This window comes from Cellulomonas sp. zg-ZUI22 (assembly GCF_017353535.1).
Taxonomy (GTDB): domain Bacteria; phylum Actinomycetota; class Actinomycetes; order Actinomycetales; family Cellulomonadaceae; genus Cellulomonas; species Cellulomonas wangleii.
The window spans coordinates 60,225-80,812 of record NZ_JAFMUZ010000006.1 but is presented as its reverse complement, the minus strand read 5'-3'; the positions used below and the strand labels follow the sequence as shown (position 1 = coordinate 80,812).

Annotated in this window: 17 protein-coding genes and 1 pseudogene; 8 read left to right on the top strand and 10 right to left on the bottom strand. The window is 76.6% G+C overall.

The window, feature by feature from the left end; all coding sequences use genetic code 11:
- Nucleotides 1-9: 9 nt before the first annotated feature.
- The 4 genes from J1G43_RS14335 to J1G43_RS14320 all read right to left on the bottom strand — a co-directional run bounded on the left by J1G43_RS14335 (nt 10) and on the right by J1G43_RS14320 (nt 3,835).
- The gene (locus tag J1G43_RS14335) at nt 10-1,293 is read right to left on the bottom strand and encodes a histidine kinase (protein ID WP_307859610.1); all 1,284 of its coding nucleotides are present in this window, start codon (nt 1,291-1,293) and stop codon (nt 10-12) included.
- Nucleotides 1,294-1,295: 2 nt separating this feature from the next.
- The gene (locus J1G43_RS14330) at nt 1,296-1,991 is read right to left on the bottom strand and encodes a response regulator transcription factor (protein WP_207342353.1); all 696 of its coding nucleotides are present in this window, start codon (nt 1,989-1,991) and stop codon (nt 1,296-1,298) included.
- A gap of 106 nt (nt 1,992-2,097) precedes the next feature.
- Nucleotides 2,098-3,372 carry a sensor histidine kinase gene (locus J1G43_RS19675; protein WP_249670801.1) on the bottom strand — a complete coding sequence of 425 codons (1,275 nt, stop codon included), beginning with the start codon at nt 3,370-3,372 and terminating at the stop codon, nt 2,098-2,100.
- Between the two features lie 73 nt (nt 3,373-3,445).
- Nucleotides 3,446-3,835, bottom strand: coding sequence for a hypothetical protein (locus tag J1G43_RS14320; RefSeq protein ID WP_207342352.1), 390 nt, complete (start codon nt 3,833-3,835; stop codon nt 3,446-3,448).
- A gap of 148 nt (nt 3,836-3,983) precedes the next feature.
- On the opposite strand from J1G43_RS14320, the gene J1G43_RS19670 reads away from it, so the two are divergent.
- The 3 genes from J1G43_RS19670 to J1G43_RS19420 all read left to right on the top strand — a co-directional run bounded on the left by J1G43_RS19670 (nt 3,984) and on the right by J1G43_RS19420 (nt 6,562).
- Entirely contained in the window at nt 3,984-4,925 is a 942-nt protein-coding gene (locus tag J1G43_RS19670) for a CPBP family intramembrane glutamic endopeptidase (RefSeq protein ID WP_207342351.1), read from the top strand.
- A gap of 53 nt (nt 4,926-4,978) precedes the next feature.
- The gene (locus J1G43_RS14310; RefSeq protein WP_207378701.1) at nt 4,979-6,274 is read left to right on the top strand and encodes a helix-turn-helix transcriptional regulator; all 1,296 of its coding nucleotides are present in this window, start codon (nt 4,979-4,981) and stop codon (nt 6,272-6,274) included.
- A gap of 165 nt (nt 6,275-6,439) precedes the next feature.
- Nucleotides 6,440-6,562 (top strand): hypothetical protein, encoded by a 123-nt coding sequence (locus J1G43_RS19420; protein WP_256439603.1) that lies wholly within the window; start codon nt 6,440-6,442, stop codon nt 6,560-6,562.
- Nucleotides 6,563-6,647: 85 nt separating this feature from the next.
- On the opposite strand, the gene J1G43_RS14305 is transcribed toward J1G43_RS19420, so the two are convergent.
- Both J1G43_RS14305 and J1G43_RS14300 read right to left on the bottom strand, forming a co-directional pair.
- Entirely contained in the window at nt 6,648-6,872 is a 225-nt protein-coding gene (locus tag J1G43_RS14305) for a hypothetical protein (RefSeq protein ID WP_089800740.1), read from the bottom strand.
- Between the two features lie 116 nt (nt 6,873-6,988).
- Nucleotides 6,989-8,290 carry an MFS transporter gene (locus J1G43_RS14300; RefSeq protein WP_207378700.1) on the bottom strand — a complete coding sequence of 434 codons (1,302 nt, stop codon included), beginning with the start codon at nt 8,288-8,290 and terminating at the stop codon, nt 6,989-6,991.
- A gap of 411 nt (nt 8,291-8,701) precedes the next feature.
- On the opposite strand from J1G43_RS14300, the gene J1G43_RS19665 reads away from it, so the two are divergent.
- The gene (locus tag J1G43_RS19665) at nt 8,702-13,153 is read left to right on the top strand and encodes a hypothetical protein (RefSeq protein WP_207371376.1); all 4,452 of its coding nucleotides are present in this window, start codon (nt 8,702-8,704) and stop codon (nt 13,151-13,153) included.
- Nucleotides 13,154-13,236: 83 nt separating this feature from the next.
- The gene (locus tag J1G43_RS14290) at nt 13,237-13,575 is read left to right on the top strand and encodes a hypothetical protein (RefSeq protein WP_207378699.1); all 339 of its coding nucleotides are present in this window, start codon (nt 13,237-13,239) and stop codon (nt 13,573-13,575) included.
- A 177-nt stretch (nt 13,576-13,752) separates the two neighbouring features.
- Here J1G43_RS14290 and mscL read toward each other — a convergent pair whose 3' ends face one another.
- Both mscL and J1G43_RS14280 read right to left on the bottom strand, forming a co-directional pair.
- Complete coding sequence (gene mscL, locus J1G43_RS14285; protein ID WP_307859609.1) at nt 13,753-14,310, bottom strand: large conductance mechanosensitive channel protein MscL; 558 nt, start codon at nt 14,308-14,310, stop codon at nt 13,753-13,755.
- Nucleotides 14,311-14,409: 99 nt separating this feature from the next.
- Nucleotides 14,410-15,096, bottom strand: a complete 687-nt coding sequence (locus J1G43_RS14280; protein ID WP_207378698.1) for an SAF domain-containing protein — start codon at nt 15,094-15,096, stop codon at nt 14,410-14,412.
- Nucleotides 15,097-15,213: 117 nt separating this feature from the next.
- Here J1G43_RS14280 and J1G43_RS19660 point away from each other — a divergent pair, with 117 nt between their 5' ends.
- The gene (locus J1G43_RS19660; protein WP_307859622.1) at nt 15,214-15,513 is read left to right on the top strand and encodes a hypothetical protein; all 300 of its coding nucleotides are present in this window, start codon (nt 15,214-15,216) and stop codon (nt 15,511-15,513) included.
- Nucleotides 15,514-15,575: 62 nt separating this feature from the next.
- Here J1G43_RS19660 and J1G43_RS19655 read toward each other — a convergent pair.
- A pseudogene (locus J1G43_RS19655) lies at nt 15,576-15,800 on the bottom strand (FmdB family zinc ribbon protein); the annotation flags it as partial.
- 111 nt (nt 15,801-15,911) lie between these two features.
- Between J1G43_RS19655 and J1G43_RS14270 the strand changes: the two are divergent.
- Nucleotides 15,912-18,497 carry a penicillin acylase family protein gene (locus J1G43_RS14270; RefSeq protein ID WP_207378696.1) on the top strand — a complete coding sequence of 862 codons (2,586 nt, stop codon included), beginning with the start codon at nt 15,912-15,914 and terminating at the stop codon, nt 18,495-18,497.
- 31 nt (nt 18,498-18,528) lie between these two features.
- Here the strand turns inward: J1G43_RS14270 and J1G43_RS14265 are convergent, their stop codons facing one another.
- Nucleotides 18,529-19,221 carry a 5-formyltetrahydrofolate cyclo-ligase gene (locus tag J1G43_RS14265; protein WP_207378695.1) on the bottom strand — a complete coding sequence of 231 codons (693 nt, stop codon included), beginning with the start codon at nt 19,219-19,221 and terminating at the stop codon, nt 18,529-18,531.
- Between the two features lie 122 nt (nt 19,222-19,343).
- On the opposite strand from J1G43_RS14265, the gene glp reads away from it, so the two are divergent.
- The gene (gene glp / locus J1G43_RS14260; protein ID WP_207342341.1) at nt 19,344-20,588 is read left to right on the top strand and encodes a gephyrin-like molybdotransferase Glp; all 1,245 of its coding nucleotides are present in this window, start codon (nt 19,344-19,346) and stop codon (nt 20,586-20,588) included.

The following is a 20,588-nucleotide window of genomic DNA, read 5'->3' as shown; positions in this document are numbered from 1 at the left end:
CGCCCGCGGTCAGGCGCGTGACGCCACCACGTCGAGGGTGCCGTCCACGCCGTCGCCCGCGGCGCCCGACGGCTCGCGCTCGTCCGTCGGCCCCGACCAGGGCAGCCAGGCGTGCACGCGGACGGTGCCGTCGGGCCGCACCCCGGCGTCGAGCTCCCCGCCGGCGAGGCGCAGCCGCTCGGCCAGCCCGGTCAGCCCCCAGCCGGAGCCTGGCAGCGTCGTCGGCACCGGCCCGGGCACGGGGTGGGTGACCTCCAGGACGACGCGTCCGCCCGGTGCGCCGTGCACCCGCACGTGCACGGGTGCGCCCGGCGCGTGCGCGCGGGCGTTCGCCAGGGCCTGCTGCGCGACGCGGTAGAGGTGACGGCTGGTCGCCACCGGCAGCTCCGCCAGCGTGTCCGCGTCGAGGCGGTCCAGCGTGGACGTCACGGGGGACCCCGCCGCGCGGACACCCTCGATCAGCTCGCCGACCTGCGCGAACGTCGGTTGGGGCCGGGACTGCTCGTCGGTGGCCGAGGTGTCGCGCAGCAGCCCCAGGACCTCGCGCAGCTCCCCGAGCGCCTCGTGCGCGCTCTGGCGGACGACGGCAGCGGTCTCGCGCACCTGCTCGGGGTCGAGCTCCGCGCGGTACTCCAGCGCGCCGGCGTGCAGCGCCACGAGGGACAGCCGGTGGGCGAGCACGTCGTGCATCTCGTGGGCGATGCGGTTGCGCTCGGCGGCGCGGGCCCCGTCGCCGCGCGCGTCCGCCTCGCGCCGGGCGATCGCGGCCTGCTCGCGCAGCGACGCGAGCAGGGCGCGGCGGCCACCGATGAACATGCCGGTCACGACGGCGAGGGCCGTGTTCAGCACCTGCCCGGCCGCCAGGATGCGCAGGTCGTCGGGCAGGACGCCGGCCGGCAGCACCCACGCGAGGAAGACCCGCTGGCCGACGAGCGACGCGACGAACCACAGCGCGCAGACCGCCGCGGTCTCCAGGCGTCGGCGTCGCGCGGCGAGGGACACCACGGCGAACAGCACCAGGAACGACGAGAACAGCGAGAACGACCCGGCGACCACGATGATGCTCGTGACCAGGCGCGGGGCACGGTGCCGGGCCACGTACGCCACGGCGCACAGCAGCAGGCACGCCAGGTCGACGAGCATCCACATCTCCCCGAGCGGCCCGCCGGGGTACGGCCCGGTCGTCAGGACGAGGCCGTAGACGACCAGCCCGTTGAGGCTGCTCACGGCGATCGCGACGAGCAGCCGCCACGCGTGGGCCCAGACGCGTCGGGCCGTGCTCGGCGAGTCCACGGTCAGACGTCGCCCGCCTCGTGCACGCAGATCGCGATGTGCGTGCGGTTGTCCGCCGGCATCTTCTCCAGGATGCGGCTGATGTGGGTCTTGACGGTCGCGACCGTGATGAACAGCTCGGAGGCGATCTCGGCGTTCGACAGCCCTCGCCCGATCGCGCGCGCGACGTCCCGCTCGCGCTCGGTCAGCGCGTCGAGCCGCGCGCGAGCGGCGGTGCGGCGCTCGTCGCGCGGCCGCTGCGTCACCGACGCGATGAGCCGGTCGGTGACCGACGGCGACAGGGTCGTGCGCCCCGCACCAGCGTCGAGCACGTGCCGCACGATCTCGGCCGGCGGGGTGTCCTTCAGCAGGAACCCGGCGGCTCCCAGCCGCAGCGCGCCGAGCACCATCTCGTCCGTGTCGAACGTGGTGAGGATGACGACCCGGGAGTCCGGCTGCTCCGTGAGCAGCCGCTCGGTCGCGCCGAGCCCGTCGAGCCGCGGCATCCGGATGTCCATGAGCACGACGTCGGGCGCCGTGCGTCGCACCACGTCGATCGCCTCGAGGCCGTCACCGGCCTCGCCGACCACGTCGATCGCGGGGTCCGCCCCGAGGATGAGGCGCAGGCCCACCCGCACGAGCGTCTCGTCGTCGACGAGCACGACCCGCACCGTCTGCCGCTCCGACCGGGTCCCCGCCTGCTCCGCCGTCGCCGTCACGTCCGTCCTTCCGTCGAGCCCGTCGCGAGGTGCCGCGGGCGTGCGTCTCGTGGTGCCGCGTGGAGCGGCGCCACCTCGGGTGGTGCCACGTCCGGTGGCGCCGCGGTCACGCGGCCTCCTCCGGTGCCGCGGCCCAGGGCAGCCACGCCCGGACCGTGAACGTGCCGTCGGCGCGTGCCCCCGCGTCGAGCTCGCCCCCGGTGAGTCGCAGCCGCTCGGCCAGCCCCGTCAGCCCCCAGCCGGACGACGGCAGCCGCGTGGCGGGCGCCGTGGGCGGCACGGGGTTGCTCACCTCGAGCGCCACGCGCTCGCCCGGCGCCCCGTGGACGCGGACGTGGACCGGCGCGCCCGGCGCGTGCTTGCGGGCGTTGGTCAGCGTCTCCTGCACGACGCGGTACAGGTGACGGCTGGTGGACGCCGGCAGCCGCGCCAGGTCGTCGTGCGCGACGCGGTCCAGCTCGACGGTCACGGGCGAGCCGGCCGCGCGTGCGTCGTCGACGAGCTCCTGGACCTGCGCGAACGTCGGCTGCGGCCGTGACTGCTCGTCCGCGGGCGACGGCTCGCGCAGGAGGCCGAGCACCTCGCGCAGCTCACCGAGGGCCTCGTGCGCGTTCTCCCGGACGACGGCAGCGGTCTGCCGGACCTGCTCCGGGTCCAGGCCGGTGCGGTACTCCAGGGCGCCCGAGTGCAGCGCGACCAGGGACAGGCGGTGCGCCAGCACGTCGTGCATCTCGCGGGCGATGCGGTTGCGCTCGCTCGCCCGGGCGGAGTCGTCGAGGGCGTCCGCCTCACGGCGCGCGATCGCCGCCTGCTCGCGCAGGGACGTCACCAGCGCGCGCCGCCCCCCGATGAACATGCCCGTCACGACGACGAGCGCGGCGAACGCCGCGGTCATGATGACGGTCCACAGCTCGTCGGTTCCCGCGGTGCCATCGTCGACGACCACCCACGCGCTGAACGCGCGCTCGCCGACGAGCATCGCCCCGAGCCACAGGGCGTACACCGGCAGGATCTCCGACCAGCGCCGCCGCGTGGCGAGCGACACCACCGCCAGGAGCACGAGGCCCGAGGCGAGGACCGAGAACGAGCCGACGATCACGAGCAGGCCGGTGACCAGCAGCGGGGACCGGTACCGGCGCAGGTACAAGGGGACGCAGGCGAGCAGGCAGACCGCGTCCAGCACCATCCAGAAGACGGTGCCCGGCCGGTACTCGACGGGCCCGAACGCACCGTCCAGGGAGGTGATGTAGGCCGCGGCGTAGGTGAGGAGGCCCGCGCCCACGCCCATGCCGACCCCGAGCACGAGGCGCCACGTGCGCGCCCACACCCGGCCCCGCCGCCCCGCGTCGGGCGCGGGGTCGGGTGTGGCGGTCCTGGTCACGCAGCGATGCTAGGCGGACCGGGTCGTCGTCCGGATCGGTCGCGCGGACGACCCGCGCCCCTGACCCCGCGTCTCACGGCAGGTCGCCGGGGTCGAGGGTGTGCCGGTCGCCCACGAAGGGTGCCAGCGACGACGGCGCCGGGAACGGCAGCTCGTAGGTCGTGACGACGCCCTCGCCGACGGCGTTCATGTCGTCGTCCTTGACGACGACGCGGTGCGCCCCGACCTCGACCAGGCGCACGCGCCGGACGCTGCCGTCCGCGCGGGTGAGCTGCCACAGGTCGCCAAGCCAGTGCAGGCCGCGCTCCTCGAGCGCGGCCTCGGCCTCCAGCCAGTCGACCGGTCCCGTGACGTCGCGGCCCAGGCGGTCGACGGCCACGTACCCGTCGCCCTGCGGGCGCACCCAGCCCAGCACCTCACGGTCACCGCTGCGGCGGTGCTCGACCCACGTCTCGTCCAGCATCCCCGGAGCGTAGGCCGCGCGGCCCGGGACGGGGCAGGGCATTTCCGGCACGGCCGTGCCCGCCGTCGGCCGCGGGACGGAGCCGCGCGCCGCCGGCGTCGACCGCGTGGCGGACGCGGACGCGGCCCGCGAGCCGGACGATGGACCGGTGAGCAGCCACACCGTCCACGACGTCCACGAGGTCCCCGGCACCTACCCGTACCACCGGCTGCAGCGGACGAGCCCGGACTCCCGCTGGTGGCGGCCCCTGCTCGTCGGGCTGCTCGGCCTCGGCCTGTACGTCGGGATCCTCGTGGCCGGCGGTGTCCTGACGATGGTGACCGCGGTGACGTCCGGCCCCGGCGGCCTCGAGGCGCTCGAGCAGCTGGACGTGGCCGACCTGGCCCAGCCGCTGCCGTTCACGCTCGCGATGCTCTCCATCATCGCGATGCTCCCCGCGGTGCTCGTGGCCACGCGCCTGCTCGGGGCGCGTCCCGTCGGGCTCCTCGTCTCGGTCGCAGGTCGTGTGCGCTGGGGGTGGGCGGGACGGTGCCTGGCCGCGTCGGCCGTGCTGACGGTGGTCGTGCAGGGCGGTGCCGCGCTCCTGGACGCGGCGCAGGGCGTGACCTGGCAGCCCCGCGTCGACGCGTCGTCCTGGCTGATGACCGGGCTGGTGCTGCTGCTGGTGCCGGCGCAGTGCGTCGCGGAGGAGGTCGTGTTCCGCGGGTACCTCGCGCAGACGATCGGCACGTGGCTGCGGCACCCCGCGTTCGCGGTGGTGCTGCCGGTCCCGCTGTTCGTCCTCGGTCACACGTACGTCGGGCTCGCCATGGTGGACACCGCGGTGTGGGCGCTGACGATGGGCTGGCTGGTCTGGCGGACCGGCGGCCTGGAGGCCGCGGCCGCGGCGCACGTGGTCAACAACGTCGTGGTGTTCACCCTCGGGGCCTTCGGGCTGGCGGACCTGGACGTCGTCGACATCGGACCGCTCGCGCTGGCCGTGTCGACCGCCTCGACCCTGGCCTACGCGGGCGCGGTCGAGGTGCTGCTGCGCCGCACCGGTCCCGCCCGCGTCCGCGTCGTCGCGCCGGGGGTGTCACCGGTGTCGTGACGGGAGTCCACCCGCCCCTTCCGTGCGGCGGGGCAGGTCCCTATCGTGAGGGCGTGCACCCAGTCAGCGAACGCATCCGCGACGCCCGTGAGCGCTCCGGCCTGTCCCAGGCCGACCTCGCCCGCGCGGCCAGGATGCACCCCAGCTACGTCTCGCACCTGGAGCGCGGCGTCCGGGGGCCCGGTGACGGCGCCCTCGAGCGGCTGGCCCGCGCCCTGGGGGTCACCACCACGTACCTCGAGCAGGGTGAGCGCTCACCCGCGTACCGCGCGTCCGAGGCGGCCGTCGTCCGCGCCCGTCAGCTGCTGCGCGCCGGCCGCGCGGCGGAGGCCGTCACCGAGCTGCAGGACGTGGACCTCGACTCCCTCGACGTCGACCAGGGCGCCCGCGTGCTGCTGGCCCGTGCCGAGGCCCTCGACCTGTTCGGTGACCTGGAGGGGGCCTCGCGGGTCCTGGTGGACACCGCGCGGCTGCTCGTGGACGGGCACCGCCCCCGCCGTGCCGCGTACGCGACGACGCGGCTGGTGATGACCCTCGTCGAGGCGGGTGACGTGCACGGGGCCGTGCGGGCGGGCGAGGAGCGGCTGGCCGTGCTCGCCGGGACGGCGGCCGGCACCGACGAGCTGTTCCGGCTCGAGACGACGCTGGTGTGGGCGTACGTCGCCCGGGGGGACGCGACCTACGCGCGGGTGCGGGGCAACGAGCTGCTCGCGCGCGCCCTGGTGCACGGGTCCGCGCGCGCCGTCTGGTCGGTGCACTGGAACCTCGCGTTCGTCGACGACGCTCTCGGTGACGCGCAGGACGCGCTCGGGCACCTGGGCGCGGCGCTGGCACTGGCCGGCGGTGCGGAGGCCGACCGGGACGTGCCGCGGCTGCGGCTCGACCTGGCGGACCTGCTCCTGACCGTGACCCCCGCCCGGCCGCACGAGGCGCTGGCGGAGCTGGACGCGGCGGGGACGGCGCTCGAGGTCGCGGAGTCGGCCGTGGAGCTGGCGCGTGCGGCCACCACCCGCTGCCGGGCCCTGCTCCTGCTGGGTCGGTACGGTGCGGCGCTCGAGCAGGCCCAGCGGGCGGTCGACCTGCTCGGTTCCGGGCAGCGGCGCGACGCCGCGCCCGCGCTGGAGGCGTTGGGGGACGCGCTGCTGGCGTCGGGCGACCGCAGCGCGGCCGTCAAGACGTACCGCCAGGTGGAGGACCGGCTGGACCTCGTGCCCGCGGGCCGCTCGTCGGCGGTCGCGTGGCGGCGCCTGGGGGACCGGCTGCGCGCGGCCGGCGACGACCGCGTCCGCGTCGCGGAGGCCTACCGGCGGGCGCTCGACGCCGCCGGTGTGGGGACGCCCCGCCCCTGACGCACGTCCGCCGCAGCGGGCCACGCACGGCTGCGACACGCCCGGGTGACGGGCGACTTGGGCGTGTCTACCACGGTATGCCCGGAGTCATTGCACCGGCGACACCTCCTCGGGACGATGCCTGGGTGCCGGACGGTCCGGCGCACCAGCCCGAAGGAGTTCCACATGAAGAAGCTCACCGTCGCCACCCTGACCGCCGTCGTCGCCCTCGCCGGGCTGGTCGGCGTGCCGGCCGCGGCGACCGCCTCGTCGCAGGTGCAGGCGCCCTGCTGCAAGATCGCGTTCTGACGGGAGCGATCCCACCCGATGCGCTCGCGCCGCCGGCTCCGGGGCCTCCCGTGCCCCGGGCCGGCGGCGCGGGTGCCCCGCTGCGTCACCGACCCGGCTGCCCGCGCAGCAGGAGCACGGACTCGACCGCGTCGATGCGGATGCACGGTGCGGCGCCGGACGGTCCGACGAACACCACGTTCCCCGACAGCAGGCAGGACAGCGGACCGGTGTACTCGCGGCCGGAGAGCGTCCGGACGACGACCTCGCACCCGTCGAGGTGGCTGAGGTAGGCGCGCACGCCGGCGAGCGCGGGATCCACCGGGTCCATCGGCCGAACCTATCCCTCGCGACGGCTCCCGCGCGTCGCCCGTCCCGGTGGTGCGTCACCGTCACGCCCGCAGCGGCGTCGGGGTGAGGAGTGCCGGGCGTGAGGAGCGCTGCGTGTCAGCGGGTGCGGCGCCGGCGCAGCGCCTCGCGCAGCGGCGGGACGACCGTGCCAGCCCGAGCGAGCGCGACGCGGGTGCGGCGCCGGCTGCGCACCACCCCGAGCACGCCCGCGACCCACGGCACGACGAGCACGGCGAACGCCACCCGGTACGCGTCGAGCGTGTACGTGCTCACCCCGGGGGGTGACACCAGCTCGAGGACGACCCCGACAGCCAGGACCCCGATGATCGTGGAGGCGAAGCCGCCGGTGTTGACGAACCCCGTGGCCGTGCCCAGCCGGTCGGGCGGGGTGAACGTGCGGGCGTAGTCGATGCCGACGAGGGACACCGGGCCCCCGGCCCCGAGGACGATCGCGAAGACCACCAGCTGGGCGAGCGGCCGGGGGGTGTCGGGGACGAGCACGGTGACCCAGGCGACGAGCGTGGCCCCCGCCGACATCAGCACCACCCACGACCGCCGCAGCGGGTGCCGCCCGGTGAACAGGCCGACGACCGGGCCCGTCACCATCGCGGACAGCGTCATCGCGGTGAGCAGCAGGCTCGCCTCGGCCGGGGTGCGGCCCTGGGCGGTGACGAAGAACGGCACGCCCCACAGCATCGCCACGACGTTGAACGAGAACGGCGTGAGGAAGTGGGACCAGAAACCCAACCGGGTACCGGCGGGCTGGGCGGCGAGCCGCACGGCGGGGACGAAGCGCTCCCGGGCGGCGGGTGCCGGCGGCCGCAGGGGCGGCGCGCCGATCCCCACGGCCGCGGCCACGGTGACGGCGGCGCCGGCGACCGCGAGCACGCCGAAGGTCGTCGTCCAGCCGGACGTGTGCAGGACCCACGCCACGGCGAGGGCGGACACGATCTGCCCCGACTGGCCGACCAGGCCGGTGACCTGCACCATCACCGGGACACGGCGGGGCTCGAAGCGTTCGGCGATGAGCCGGCACGCACTGATGAAGATGGCCGCGTCGCCCCCGCCGATCAGGGCACGGGCGAGCAGCGCCGTGGGCACGTCGTCGGCCACCGCCAGCACGCCCTGGCCGACGGCCATGACGGCGGACCCCACCGTGATGAGGGTGCGGGCGCCGAGCCGGTCGACCAGCCGCCCGGCGGGGATCTGCAGGCCGGCGTACACGGCGAGCTGGAGCACCGAGAACAGGGCCAGCCCGGTGGCCCCGAGGTCGAACCGGGCGATGGCCTCGACCCCTGCCACGCCCAGCGCCGTGCGGTGCACAACGGCGACGAGGTAGGCCACCGCGGCGACCGCCCACACGGCCGTGGCCCCGGCAGGCCCCCGCTGCCTCGTCATGCATCCCCCGATCGTGGTCACCGACCGGGGGAGGAGTGATGTCGCCCCTGGTCGGGTGTGCTGCCGGCGTTGACTCGGTCGTGCCGGGCCCGCCCGTGCCGTCCTGCCCCTCGATGATCCCACCCGCGCGGGCACCGGCCTGGACAGTTGACCAAGAGGTCGCCAGGGCGCATCATTGAACCCGACGGTGCGTATCGCCTGCCCCCTGCGCGGTGCGCACCGTCTTCAGCTTCGATGTGACGGGACGGGCCCAGCGGCCCGTCCCGTCGCTCGTTCCGGGCTGTCGCGCGCAGGGCCGGCGCGTGGGGCCCGGCGGGGTCGCGCCACCCGTGCGGGTGCAACCCCGCGCAACCCTGACGGTTCCGGCGTGGCCGCCGGAGGATCGGGCCGCCCCGCGGTTACCGTGCCAGGGTGACCGCTCCCGCCCGTACCCCCGGCACCCCCGCCGGCACCTCGGTGCCCGCCGAGGGTGACGCCGCCACGGCCGAGCGCACCGACGCGGTCGAGGCCCCGCCGGTGGCGCTCGTGGAGCCGCCGTCGCCCGCCGAGGTGCTCGAGGGCGCCGTCGCGACGTGGCGTGCCGCGCTCGTCGAGGCCGCCGGCGCCTCGACGCTGGCCGACGTCGACCAGCTCGGCGACGCCGCCCTCGACCTGTCGTCCGCCCACCCCTCCGGCATGGCCCAGCTCTTCGCCGGACGCCCCACACGCCTGTCCAACCTCGTGCGCGAGCCCGGTGCCCTGTCCAGCGCCCGCCGGCGGGCGCGTGCCGTCAGCGCGCGCGCCGCCGGGTACACGCAGCGCTACGGGATCGCCTCGACGTCCCTGGCCATCGGCGTCGCCACCTGGACCGACCGTTCCAGCGCCGACCTCGGGTCCGACGACGTCGGCGCGCTCGCGCACGTCACCCGCCACCCCCGGCCGGAGGGCGCGCGGGGCGGCGGCGAGACCCGCGACCCGGCCGTCCGTACGGTGCGCGCACCGGTGCTGCTGCGTCCCGTCGGGCTGCGTGCCCGCGGCAGCGGTGAGGGCGACTACGAGCTCGAGCTCGAGCCGTCCATCGAGGTGAACCCCGTCCTGGCCCGCGCGCTGCGCGGCCACGGCGCCCTGCTCGACCCCGCCGCCGTCGCCCGGGGCACGTTCAGCAGCTCCGGGTTCGACCCGCGCGGCGCGCTGCAGCGGCTCGCCTCCCTCGGTGAGGCGGTGCTGGAGGACTTCTCGCTGGTCGAGCGGGTCGTGGTCGGCACCTTCGTCCACCCGGGCCAGGTCATCGTCGACGACCTGGACCAGCTGGCAGGGACCCTCGAGCGGCACGACGTCGTGCGGGCGATGGCGGGGATCGCCGAGGCGCGCGAGGCGCTGGACGTGCCGCTGCCGGCGCCCGTCGTGGGGGACCGGGACCCCGCGCTCGAGCGCGGCGTCGGGGACCTGGACCCCGCGCAGCAGCACGTGCTGGACGTCGTCGCCACCGGCGCGCACGTCTTCGTCGACGCACCCACGGGCTCCGACGTGACCGGCACGCTGGCCGCCGTCGTCGCCGACGCCGCCGCCGAGGGGCGCACCGTCCTGTACGTGCCGGGCCACCGTCGCGCCGCCGTCGCCCTGGTGGACCGGCTGCGTCGCCTCGGGCTGGGGGAGATCGCCCTCGACGTCGAGCCGCACGCCGGGTGGCGCACCGCCGCCGCACGCCGCCTGCTGGGTGCCATGACCCTCGAGCCGCCCGTCGTCGACACCGACGCCGTGCAGGCCGTCCGGGTCCCGCTGGTCGAGCACCGCGAGCGCCTGCGCGGGTACGTCGACGCGCTGCACGCGCCGCGCGACCCGTGGGGGGCGTCCGCGTACGACGCCCTGCAGGAGCTGGCACGGCTCACGGCGACCCGGCCCACGCCCGCCACGACCGTCCGCCTGCACCCCGACGTCGCGCGCGCCCTGGACCCCGAGCGACGCACCCGGCTCGCGCAGGACCTGGTGCGCGCCGGTGAGCTCGGCGCGTTCACGCTGCGCCCGCAGGACACCCCCTGGTTCGGTGCGGACGTGCGCACGGCGGCCGACGCGCAGGTGGTGCGACGCCGCCTCGACAGGCTGCTCGACGTCACGCTCCCGCTGCTGGTCGGGCGCGTCGCGCAGGTGGCCGCCGAGACCGGTCTGACCCGTGCGACCACGCTGGAGCAGTGGGCCGAGCAGCTGCGCATGCTCGACGGCGTGCGGGCCTCGCTCGACGTCTTCCAGCCGATGGTCTTCGAGCGCACCGCCGCCGACCTCGTCGCGGCGACCGCCACCAAGGAGTGGCGCGAGGAGCACGGCGTGCCGATGGGCTTCTGGCTGCGCCGACGCCTGCGCAAGCAGGCCAAGGACATGGTGCGCCCCGGTCGGCCGGTCGCCGACCTGCACGGTGCCCTCATCGAGGTCCAGGAGCGCCGCGAGGTGTGGCAGGCGCACTGCCCGGCCGGCGGCTGGCCGCGCCTGCCGGAGAGCCTGGAGGTCATCGAGGACGAGCACGGTGCGGTGCGGCAGGACGTCGAGGGACTCGCGGAGGTCCTCGCCACGACCCCGCTGGGCGGCGACCTGGCCGGCACACCGTTCGACGCGCTGCGCGAGCGCCTCAACCGGCTGCGGTCCGGTGTCGCCGCGCTGGAGACCCTGCCCGAGCGCACCCACCTGCTGCACGGGCTGCGGGCCGCCGGCCTGGGGGACCTGGTCGATGACCTCGCCGCCCGCCGCGTCGAGCCCACCCAGGCCCCCGCCGAGCTCGACCTGGCGTGGTGGAGCACCGTCTTCGAGCACGTGCTGGCCGCCGACCCCGCCCTGGCCGGGTACGACGGTGCGGCGCTCGGCGCGCTGTCCGCGCGCTACGCGCAGCTGGACCGCCGGCACGTCGTCAGCCGCACGGCGCCCGTGCTGGCCGCCGCGCTCGGCCGCATCGCGTCGGCGGTACGGGTGCACCGCGACCAGGCCGAGGGGCTGTTCGCCGAGCTCGTCGAGGAGCGCATGACGTCGCTGCGCGACACCGTCACGCGGTACCCCGACCTGGCGCGACGCCTGCGGCCGGTGCTGGTCGCCGGGCCGATGCTCGTCTCGCAGGTGCTGCCCGCGTCCCGCACGGTCGACCTCGTCGTCGTGGACGCGGCGGCGCACCTGCCGGTCGAGGCGGCGCTGCCCGCGATCGCGCGGGGCCGTCAGGTCGTCGTCGTGGGTGACGCCCGCTGCGCGTCCGGCAGCGCCGTGCGCGAGCTGGCCGGGGTCCTGCCGACGGTCGCGCTGCACGCCGACGCGTCGCGCCGGGACCCGTACCTCACGCGGTTCCTCGTGGAGCACGGCTACGAGGGGGTCCTGGTGCCCACGCCGCTGCCCGACGCACGTCCGCTGGTCGGGCTGGAGGTCGTCGACGGCACCGGCATGCCGGACCCGGCCACCAGCATGGTGGACTCGACCTCGGCCGAGGTCGAGCGCGTCCTCGAGCTCGTCGTCGAGCACGTCCTGCAGCACCCCGACGAGTCGCTGGCCGTCGTCACGCTCACGCCCCGTCACGCCGACGCCGTGCGGGAGACCGTCATGGGCGAGGTCCGCGACAACCCCGCGCTCGCGGCGTTCTTCGACGCCGGCCGCGCGGACCCGTTCGTCGTCGTCGACGTCGCCAACGTCGGTGGCCTGCGCCGGGACGCGGTGATCCTCTCCCTCGGGCTGGGGCGCACGCCGCACCGCCGCGTGCTGCACACGTTCGGGCCGGTCAGCCGGCCGGGCGGCGAGGGTCTGCTGCTCGACGCCCTGGGGTCCACCCGTCACCGGCTGACCGTGGTGGCGTGCTTCCGCGGCGACGACCTCGACCCGGACCGGCTGCGCGGCGCAGGGCCGCAGCTGCTGGCCGACCTCCTGCGGTTCGCCGCCGAGCGGGGCGCGCAGGGCGCCGCGCACGGTGCGGGGGAGCGGCCCGTCGGTGGTGCCGACCCCGACCGTCTGGTGCTCGACCTCGCCGAGCGGCTGTGGCGCCACGGGCTGCTCGTGGACGTGGACCACGGCGTGCCCGGAGGGTCCCGGATCCCGCTCGTCGTCGGCCACCCCGACCTGCCCGACGAGATGCTCGTCGCGGTGCTGACGGACGACGACGCGTACGTCGGCGAGCCGAGCGTGCGGGTGCGCGACCGCCTGGTCGCGGACCGGCTGGAGCGCCTCGGGTGGTCGGTGGTCCGTGTGTGGTCGGCCGCCGCGTTCCTCGACCCCCAGGGCGAGGTCGACCGGATCCGCCGCGCCGTGCACGCCGCGCTCGTCGCCCGCCGCCCGGAGTCCGCCGCCCCGGCGTCCACGCCGACGGCCCGGGTGCCCGAGCGCGTCGGGGACGACGACGGCGCAGGTGAGGGCGAGGAGAGCCGCCCCGTGCGCCCGTACGTGACCCACCCGGCCACCGGTGCCGTGCCGATGGTGCGGACCCCCACGGGTGCGGTGCCCGTGGTGCGCGAGCCGACCGGTGCGCTGCCGGTGGTGCCGCCGGCGACCGGTGCGGTGCCCGTGGTGCGCACGCCGACCGGTGTGATGCCGGTCGTCGGGTCCGCGCCCGTCGCCGCGGTCCCCGTCCCCGTCCCCGCCGCGCCCGCGCCCGTCGCGCGGGACGGCGGCGCGCCGGCGGGTGGTGAGCAGCTCGCGCTGCCGGTGCGGACCGCACCGCGCCCGGACGTGCGCGCGGGCCTGCCGATCAACGCGTACAGCGACGACCAGCTCGACGACCTGGTGCGCTGGCTGCGGTCGGACGGCGTCGAGCGCACCCGCGAGCAGCTCGCGGACGCCTTGCGCGCCGAGCTCGGCATCACGCGCCGGAGCCATCGCGTGGACTCGGCCGTGCGGTCCGCGGTCACCCGCGCGTTCACCGGCTGAGGGACCCCGCACCCCTCCCGCGAGAGGCCGGTCCGGCGCGCCCGGGCGGGTGGGGTGCCGACCGGCGGTGGGAGGATCGGGGGATGAGCACCGCCCGTCGCCGTCCCCGACGCGCCGTGCGGCCGTCCGGGACCGTCGGCTCCGACGAGTCCGTGCTGCGTTCCACGCTGCCGGCCGCACCGCCCGACCCGCCGCTCCCCGCAGGACGACCCGCCGCGCCTCCGGGGGCGGCGGCGCCCGACGGGCCCGGGGCAGGGGCGGGCGCGCGTCGGACGTCGACGTCCGCCGGTATCCCGGCGGACGGTGCCGACGACCTGTGGCGCGCGACGCGCTCCGCCGACGACAGCGACCGCGGCTGGGGTCGCGAGGAGCCGTCGTCGAACGACGACCGGCTGCAGCGCGACAAGCCGCCGCACTGGTGACCCGCTGCCGGCGTCGGCGGCCGACCTGCCGGCGCCGGCGACCGACCTGCCTGCGCTGGTGACCCACCTGCCCGCGAAGGGGTCGACCTACCCGCGCTGGTGACCCACCTGCCGATGGTGACCGCCCCGCCGGCGCTGGTGCCCGACCGGCCGGACCACGTCAGCCGGCGGCGCGGCTCACGGTGCGGGCGGGACGCCCGGGGGCGCGGCGCCCGGCGGGGGCGGGGTCGTCGACCCGGGGTCGCCCGGTGAGGGCGAGAGGTCGTTGGCGATCGCGGGGGTGAGTCGCTGCGAGAGCAGGTCCCGGATCTCCTGGAGCAGCAGGATGTCCTCCGCCGGGGCGGCAGGCTCGTCCTCCTGACCCTTCTTGCGGCGTGCGGCGAGCGCGTTGAGCGGCAGGACGATGAGGAAGTAGATCGCTGCCGCGGTGATGAGGAACTGGATCAGGGCGTTGAGGATGACGCCGACCTGGACCGCCGCGATCGGGTCCTCGCCGGGGTCCGGGGTGCGCCAGGTGTACGGCCCGATGTTCCAGAGGTTCTCGAGGTTCGGCTTGCCGAAGATCCACCCGATGAGCGGGCTGATGAGGGCGTCCTGCACGGCAGCCACCACGGCGGTGAAGGCCGCGCCGACCACGACGCCGACGGCCAGCTCGACCGCGTTGCCGCGGGCGATGAAGTCCTTGAAACCCTCGAGCACCTTCGCCACGCCCTTGACCTGCGGTCTGTCGCCCACGGCCTTGATGCGGTCACCGGCTCCGCGCACGCGGTCACGCCTGTTGTTCGACATCCGAGCCCCCCGCCCGACGACAGCCGACCTGACGTCCTCGATCGATCATGGCACGACCACCGCCACGAGCCGCGCCGAGAGGGACGTCTCCGCGATGCGGACCGCCTCGTCCGGGGTGACGGCGACCAGGACGGGCGGCCCGGTGTCCGCCGACCCGCCCCCCAGCAGCCCGTCGGGCAGGTCCGCGCCCGGGGGCGCGGGGCGCACCAGTGCGCGCCGCGCGACCGTCTCGCCCGGGCCGCCCTCGTGCCGGGCGGCGACGAGGTCGAGGCGCAGGCCGGGCTCGAGCAGGGCGGCCACGGCGGGGTCGTCCAGCCGCACCGCGACCACGACGGTGCCCGTCGGCCCCGTGAGGGTGGCGTCCACGAGCATCGTGGCCACCAGCGGGGTGCGGGCCGGCAGGTCCACGGCCGTGGACCTGCCCTCCGCCGCGGAGGTGCTGCTCAGGGCGCTCACGGGTGCGGCGGCGGGCGGGAGCGCGCTGACGACGAGGTCACCCGGCGCGAGCACCGTGCCGGCCGGGACGTCGTGCGCGAGCGTGACCACCGGCACCGTCGCCGGGGGCGGTGGACGTAGCGCGTGGACCACCACACCCGCGGCCGCACCGAGCAGGACCGCCGCGCACAGGAGGCGCAGCCGCCAGAGCACCGCACGGACCCGCAGCCGGGCAGGTGCCCGCGCGCTCGGCAGGGGCCGTGGTGTCGCGCCGGTCGTCGTGGGGAGGGTGGTCATGCCGCGACGCTAGGAGCGGGCGCCGTCGCTCTCGGGCTGCCGGCGCCGCGGCGGTGGACGCCGTCGACGGTCGCCGGGCTGGGGTCGGCTGCGCGGTCCGGCTGGGGGCACAGCCCGGTGCAGCGGGCTGGGGAGCGCGCCCCCGGCGGTGCAGCCGGCGCGGCCCGGCGGTGCGACGAGGCGTACCGCCCCGACGCGCCCCGGAACCGGGTCCGTCAGGCCGACGCGGCCGGTGCGGCCGCAGGCTTCGGGGACGAGGACCCCGACGACGAGGCCGAGGTCGACGTGCTCGACGCGCCGCCGGACGCGGCGGGGGTGCTGCCCGCCGTGGACGACGTGTCCGACGTGGTCGTCGACGAGGACGAGGACCGCCCCGAGGAGGACGAGGACGACGACGAGCGGGCGTCGTTGCGGTAGAAGCCCGACCCCTTGAACACGACGCCGACGGCGGAGAAGACCTTGCGCAGGCGCCCCTCGCACGCGGGGCAGACCGTCAGGGCGTCGTCGGTGAACGACTGCTGGACCTCGAACGCGTGGTCGCAGGCCGTGCAGCGGTAGGCATAGGTGGGCAACGTGGCTCCCGATGGTCGTCGGCCGGGCGTCCCCGGCGGTGCTCGGACACGGGTCCTGCGGTGGCCGGGTGGGCACGGGCGCGCCGGTGCACGGGCGGGGACGTCACGGCGCCGTGTGGGCGCGCGGGTCACGACGCGGGTGTCGCCGGATGCCGCCGCGTGCCGCCGGGGCGGCTGGCACTCTCAGGATCCGAGTGCCAACTGTAACCCACCGTCAAGCGCCGCCGCGGGTACCCTGCCAGCGTGCCCCGCCCTCGCCGCCCCCGACGTACCGCGCTGGTCGTCGTCGCCGTCCTCGTCGTGCTCGCGCTGCTCGTCTCGCTGCTCGTGACCGCGCTCGTCCTGCGGCGTCCGCTGCCGGACGCGCAGGGCTCGCAGACGCTGCCCGGGCTGGGTGCGGAGGTCGAGGTGACGCGCGACGCCCGCGGCGTCCCCACGATCGTCGCCGAGACACCGGCCGACCTGTTCATGGCGCAGGGCTACGTGTCCGCGCAGGACCGGTTCTTCGAGATGGACTACCGGCGGCACGTCACGGCCGGGCGCCTGTCGGAGCTGGTGGGTCAGGACGAGGACGCGCTGGCGGCCGACCGGATGGTGCGCACGCTCGGGTGGCGCCGCGTGGCCGAGCAGGAGTGGGGGCTGCTCTCGCAGGAGGCGCGGGACCACCTGCAGGCCTACGCGGACGGCGTCAACGCCTACCTGCAGGACCGGGACCCGGGCTCGATCGCGATGGAGTACACGGTGCTGGGCCTGCGCGTGCCGCAGCAGGCCCCCGAGCCGTGGGAGCCGGTCGACTCGCTGGCGTGGCTCAAGGCGTTGGCCTGGGACCTGCGCTCCAACTACGACCGTGAGCTGTCGCGGGCGAGCACCTACCAGTTCGTGCCGGACGTGGCCCGCGTCGAGGAGCTGTTCCCCCCGTACCCGCAGGACCGCAACCTGCCGATCGTCAGTGCCGCCGACGCGGCAGCGCCGGCCGACGCGGCGACGGTCTCGGCCGGGGTCGACCTGGGCCCGGACCTGACCGGTACGGACCTGCAGGCCGCCCTGGCGTCCGCCGACCGTGCGCTGGCTGCGGTGCCGCGCCTGGTCGGCGAGGGCGAGGGTGTCGGCTCCAACTCGTGGGTCGTGGGCGGGGCGCACACCACGTCCGGCAAGCCGATCCTGGCCAACGACCCCCACCTCGGGCTCTCGGCACCGGGCACCCTGTCGCAGGTGGGCCTGCGCTGCGCGGAGGTCGACGACGTCTGCCCGTTCGACGTCACGGGCTTCGCCTTCGCCGGGCTGCCGGGCGTCGTGATCGGGCACAACGGCGAGCTCGCCTGGGGCCTGACCAACATGGGTGCCGACGTCACCGACTTCTTCCTGGAGCGGATCGACCGCAACGACGTCCGCGTCGACGGCACGCACGAGCCGCTCGAGGTGCGGATGGAGACGATCGAGGTCGCCGGTGGCGACGACGTCGAGCACGCGGTCCGCAGCACCCGGCACGGCCCGATCATCTCCGACGTGCTGCCGGTGGACGACGCCACGCGCGGACCGCTGCCGCAGGACGCGCCGGGCAACCGGTTCGCCGTGTCCCTGGCGTGGACGGCGCTGGAGCCAGGCCGCACCGTCGAGGCGTTCTTCGAGCTCATGACGGCGCGGGACGCCGACGACGTCTCGGCGGCCGCCGCCAAGTTCGACGTCCCGGCGCAGAACATCGTCTTCGCCACCACCGACGGGCACATCGGCTACCAGGCGCCGGGGCGCATCCCCGTGCGCGCGACCGTGGAGGGACCGTTCCCGTCCGACGGCACGTGGCCGCGCCCGGGCTGGGACTCCCGTTACGACTGGCAGGGGTGGGTCGACCCCGCCGAGCTGCCGCGCGTCCTGGACCCGGCGGAGGGTTTCGTCGTGGCCGCCAACCAGGCGGTGGCCCCGGCGGGCGTGGGGCCGTTCCTCATGGACGACGCGGACTACGGCTACCGCAGCCAGCGGATCCGCGACGTGCTGGCCGCGCGCATCGCGGCGGGGCAGCCCGTGGACGTGGCGAGCACGGCGGACCTGCAGACCGACCGGTACAGCCCGTACGCCGAGGCGCTCCTGCCCGCGCTCCTGGAGGTCGAGGTGCCGGACGCGTTCGACCGCGCGGGCCAGGACCTGCTGCGCGAGTGGGACCTGACGATGGAGGCCGACTCGTCCGCCGCGATGTACTTCGCCGCGGTGTGGGCGGAGGTCCTCGAGCTGACGTTCGCGGACGACCTGCCCGAGGGCCACGCGCCGACGGGCGACTCCCGGTGGCTCGAGGTCGTCCGCACGATGCTGCAGAACCCGACGTCGCCGTGGTGGGACGACCGGACGACCCCCGGGGTGATCGAGGGCCGCGACGACGTCCTGGCCCGGGCCATGGTCTCCGCACGCCACGCGCTGACGGCCCAGATCGGCGGCCGCACCGACGACTGGGCGTGGGGCCTGCTGCACGTGGCCGCGCCGGAGCACCCTCTGCTCGGCGGTGCCGGGTCGCCCGCGGCGGTGCGCCGGCTGGTCAACCCGGCCCCGCAGGGGGTGGGCGGTGGGGCGTCGCTCGTGGACGCCACGGGCTGGGACGCCTCGAGCGGCTCGTACGCGGTGACGTCCGCACCGGCCATGCGCATGGTCGTCGACCTGGGCGACCTCGACTCCTCGACCTGGGTGAACCTCACGGGCACGTCGGGCCACCCGGCGAGCGTGCACTACGACGACCAGCTGGAGGCGTGGGCGCAGGGGCGGCAGTTCCCGTGGCCGTTCTCGGCGGCCGCGGTGCAGGCCGACGCGGTCGACCGCCAGACGCTCGTCCCGCCCGAGGGCTGACGGGCCGGGCGCCGCGGCGACTGCCCGGCGCTCAGCCGGGCGCGTCGGCGGCGGGCCCGGCGGTCTCGGACGTCGCCGGGCCGACGCGGCGCCAGCCGTCGGGCGTCGCGACCGTGCCGACGGTCCGGTCGTGGGGCTCACGGGGGACCCGGTCGAGGATCTCGTCCTCGTGCACCAGGGCCACGACGGGGGCGTCGGGGCGCACGTGCGCCAGGACGCGGTCGTACCAGCCGCCGCCCTGGCCGAGCCGGCCGCCCGCGGTGTCGACCGCGAGCGCCGGCACCAGCACGACGTCCGCGTCACCCAGCGCGGCCGCGCCGAGCGCGGGCCCGCTCGGCTCCGGCGGCCGGCCCGGGGCGCGCTCGTGCAGGTCGTCCGGGCCCGCGTACTCCGCCCAGTCGCGCTGCAGGCCCGTCCCGAGCACGGGCAGCAGCAGCCGCACGCCGCGCGCCGCCAGGGCGTCGATGAGCGGACCGGTCCCGGGTTCGGTGGGGCGCGACGCGTAGATGCTGACGCAGCGGGCCGCCGCCACCTCGGGGATGGTGAGGACCACCTGCGCGAGCCGCTGTGCGGACTCGGTGCGGCGCCGGGCCGAGCGCTGCGCGCGGTGGGCACGCACCCGGCGGCGCAGGAGGTCCTTCTCCTCGGACGCGTCACGGGGCCGCGAGCGGCGGCCGGTCGCCTCCTCCTCGGCGTGCCAGGGGGGCTGGGCGACGGCGCTCATGGGACCAGTGTGGCAAATCCGGACGTGCAGCGGGAGCCTCGTCCGCCCCGACGGCCTGCTGACGTGGGCCGTCGGGGCGCGGCGCGCCCGCCGCTGCGCACTCGTGCGGGCACAATGCGCGCATGAGATCGGTCCAGGACCACCTCGCCACCGTGCTCGCCGCCGCGGGTCCGGTGCCGCCGCTCGACGTCGTCCTGCACGACGCCGCGGGGTGCATCCTCGCCGCCGACGTCCTCGCGCCGGTCGACGTGCCGGCCGTCCCGGTGGCGACCCGCGACGGCTACGCCGTCGCGGCGGACGACACGTACTCGGCCGGGGCGCGCGGGCCGGAGCTGCCGGTGGCGCACGACCTGCACGCGGGCAGCGCGGCCGGTCTGCGTCACGTGCCGGGCACCGCCGTGCGGGTCGCGTCGGGTGCGCCGCTGCCCCGGGGCGCGGACGCCGTGGTGCCGGTCGAGGAGACGGACCGCGGGCAGGCGCGCGTGGCGTTCCAGCGCGCCGCCCGGCCCGGTCAGCACGTCCGGTACGCGGGGGCCGACGTGCGCGCGGGGGAGGTCGTGCTCACCGCCGGCACCCGCCTGGGGGCGCGCCAGATCGCGCTGGCCGCCGCGATCGGCCGCGGTCGGCTCCCCGTGCACCCGACGCCGCGCGTCGTGCTGATGTCGGTGGGCGACGAGCTCGTGGAGCCGACGACGGCGGCCCGGCCCGGCACGGTGTTCGAGGTGGACGGCCACGCGCTCGAGACGGCCGTGCGGGACGCGGGCGCCACGCCCGTGCGCGTCGGGGCCGTCCCCGACGAGCACGCCGCCCTGCGCGAGGCCCTCGAGGACCAGCTGGTCCGAGCCGACCTCGTGGTCCTCACCGGCGGGCTGTCCGAGCTGGCCCACGACACGGTCAAGGACGTCCTGGCGCCGCTGGGCACGGTGCGGCTCGACCAGGTGGCGATGACCCCGGGCACGCGGCACGGCTTCGGCACCGTCGGGGCCCTGGGGCTGGACGTCGCGGAGCCGGGCGGACGGACGGTCCCCCTGTTCGCGCTGCAGGGGCACCCGGTGGCCGCGCAGGTGTCGTTCGAGGTGTTCGTGCGTCCGGCGCTGCGGGCCATGGCGGGGCACACCGAGCTGTTCCGCCCGTCCGTCGCGGCGGCTGCCACGCACGGATGGGCCTCCCCGCCGGGACTGCGCCAGTTCGTGCCCGCCATGGTGCTCGGCTCCCCGGACGAGGGGTACCGCGTCACCCCCGTCGGTGACCCCGCGGCCCCGTCGGTCACCGCGCTGGCGCACGCCAACGCGCTGGCGGTGGTGGGCGAGGGCGACCTCGGGGTGGAGGCCGGGACGGTCGTGCACTGCCTGGTGCTGGAGGGCTGA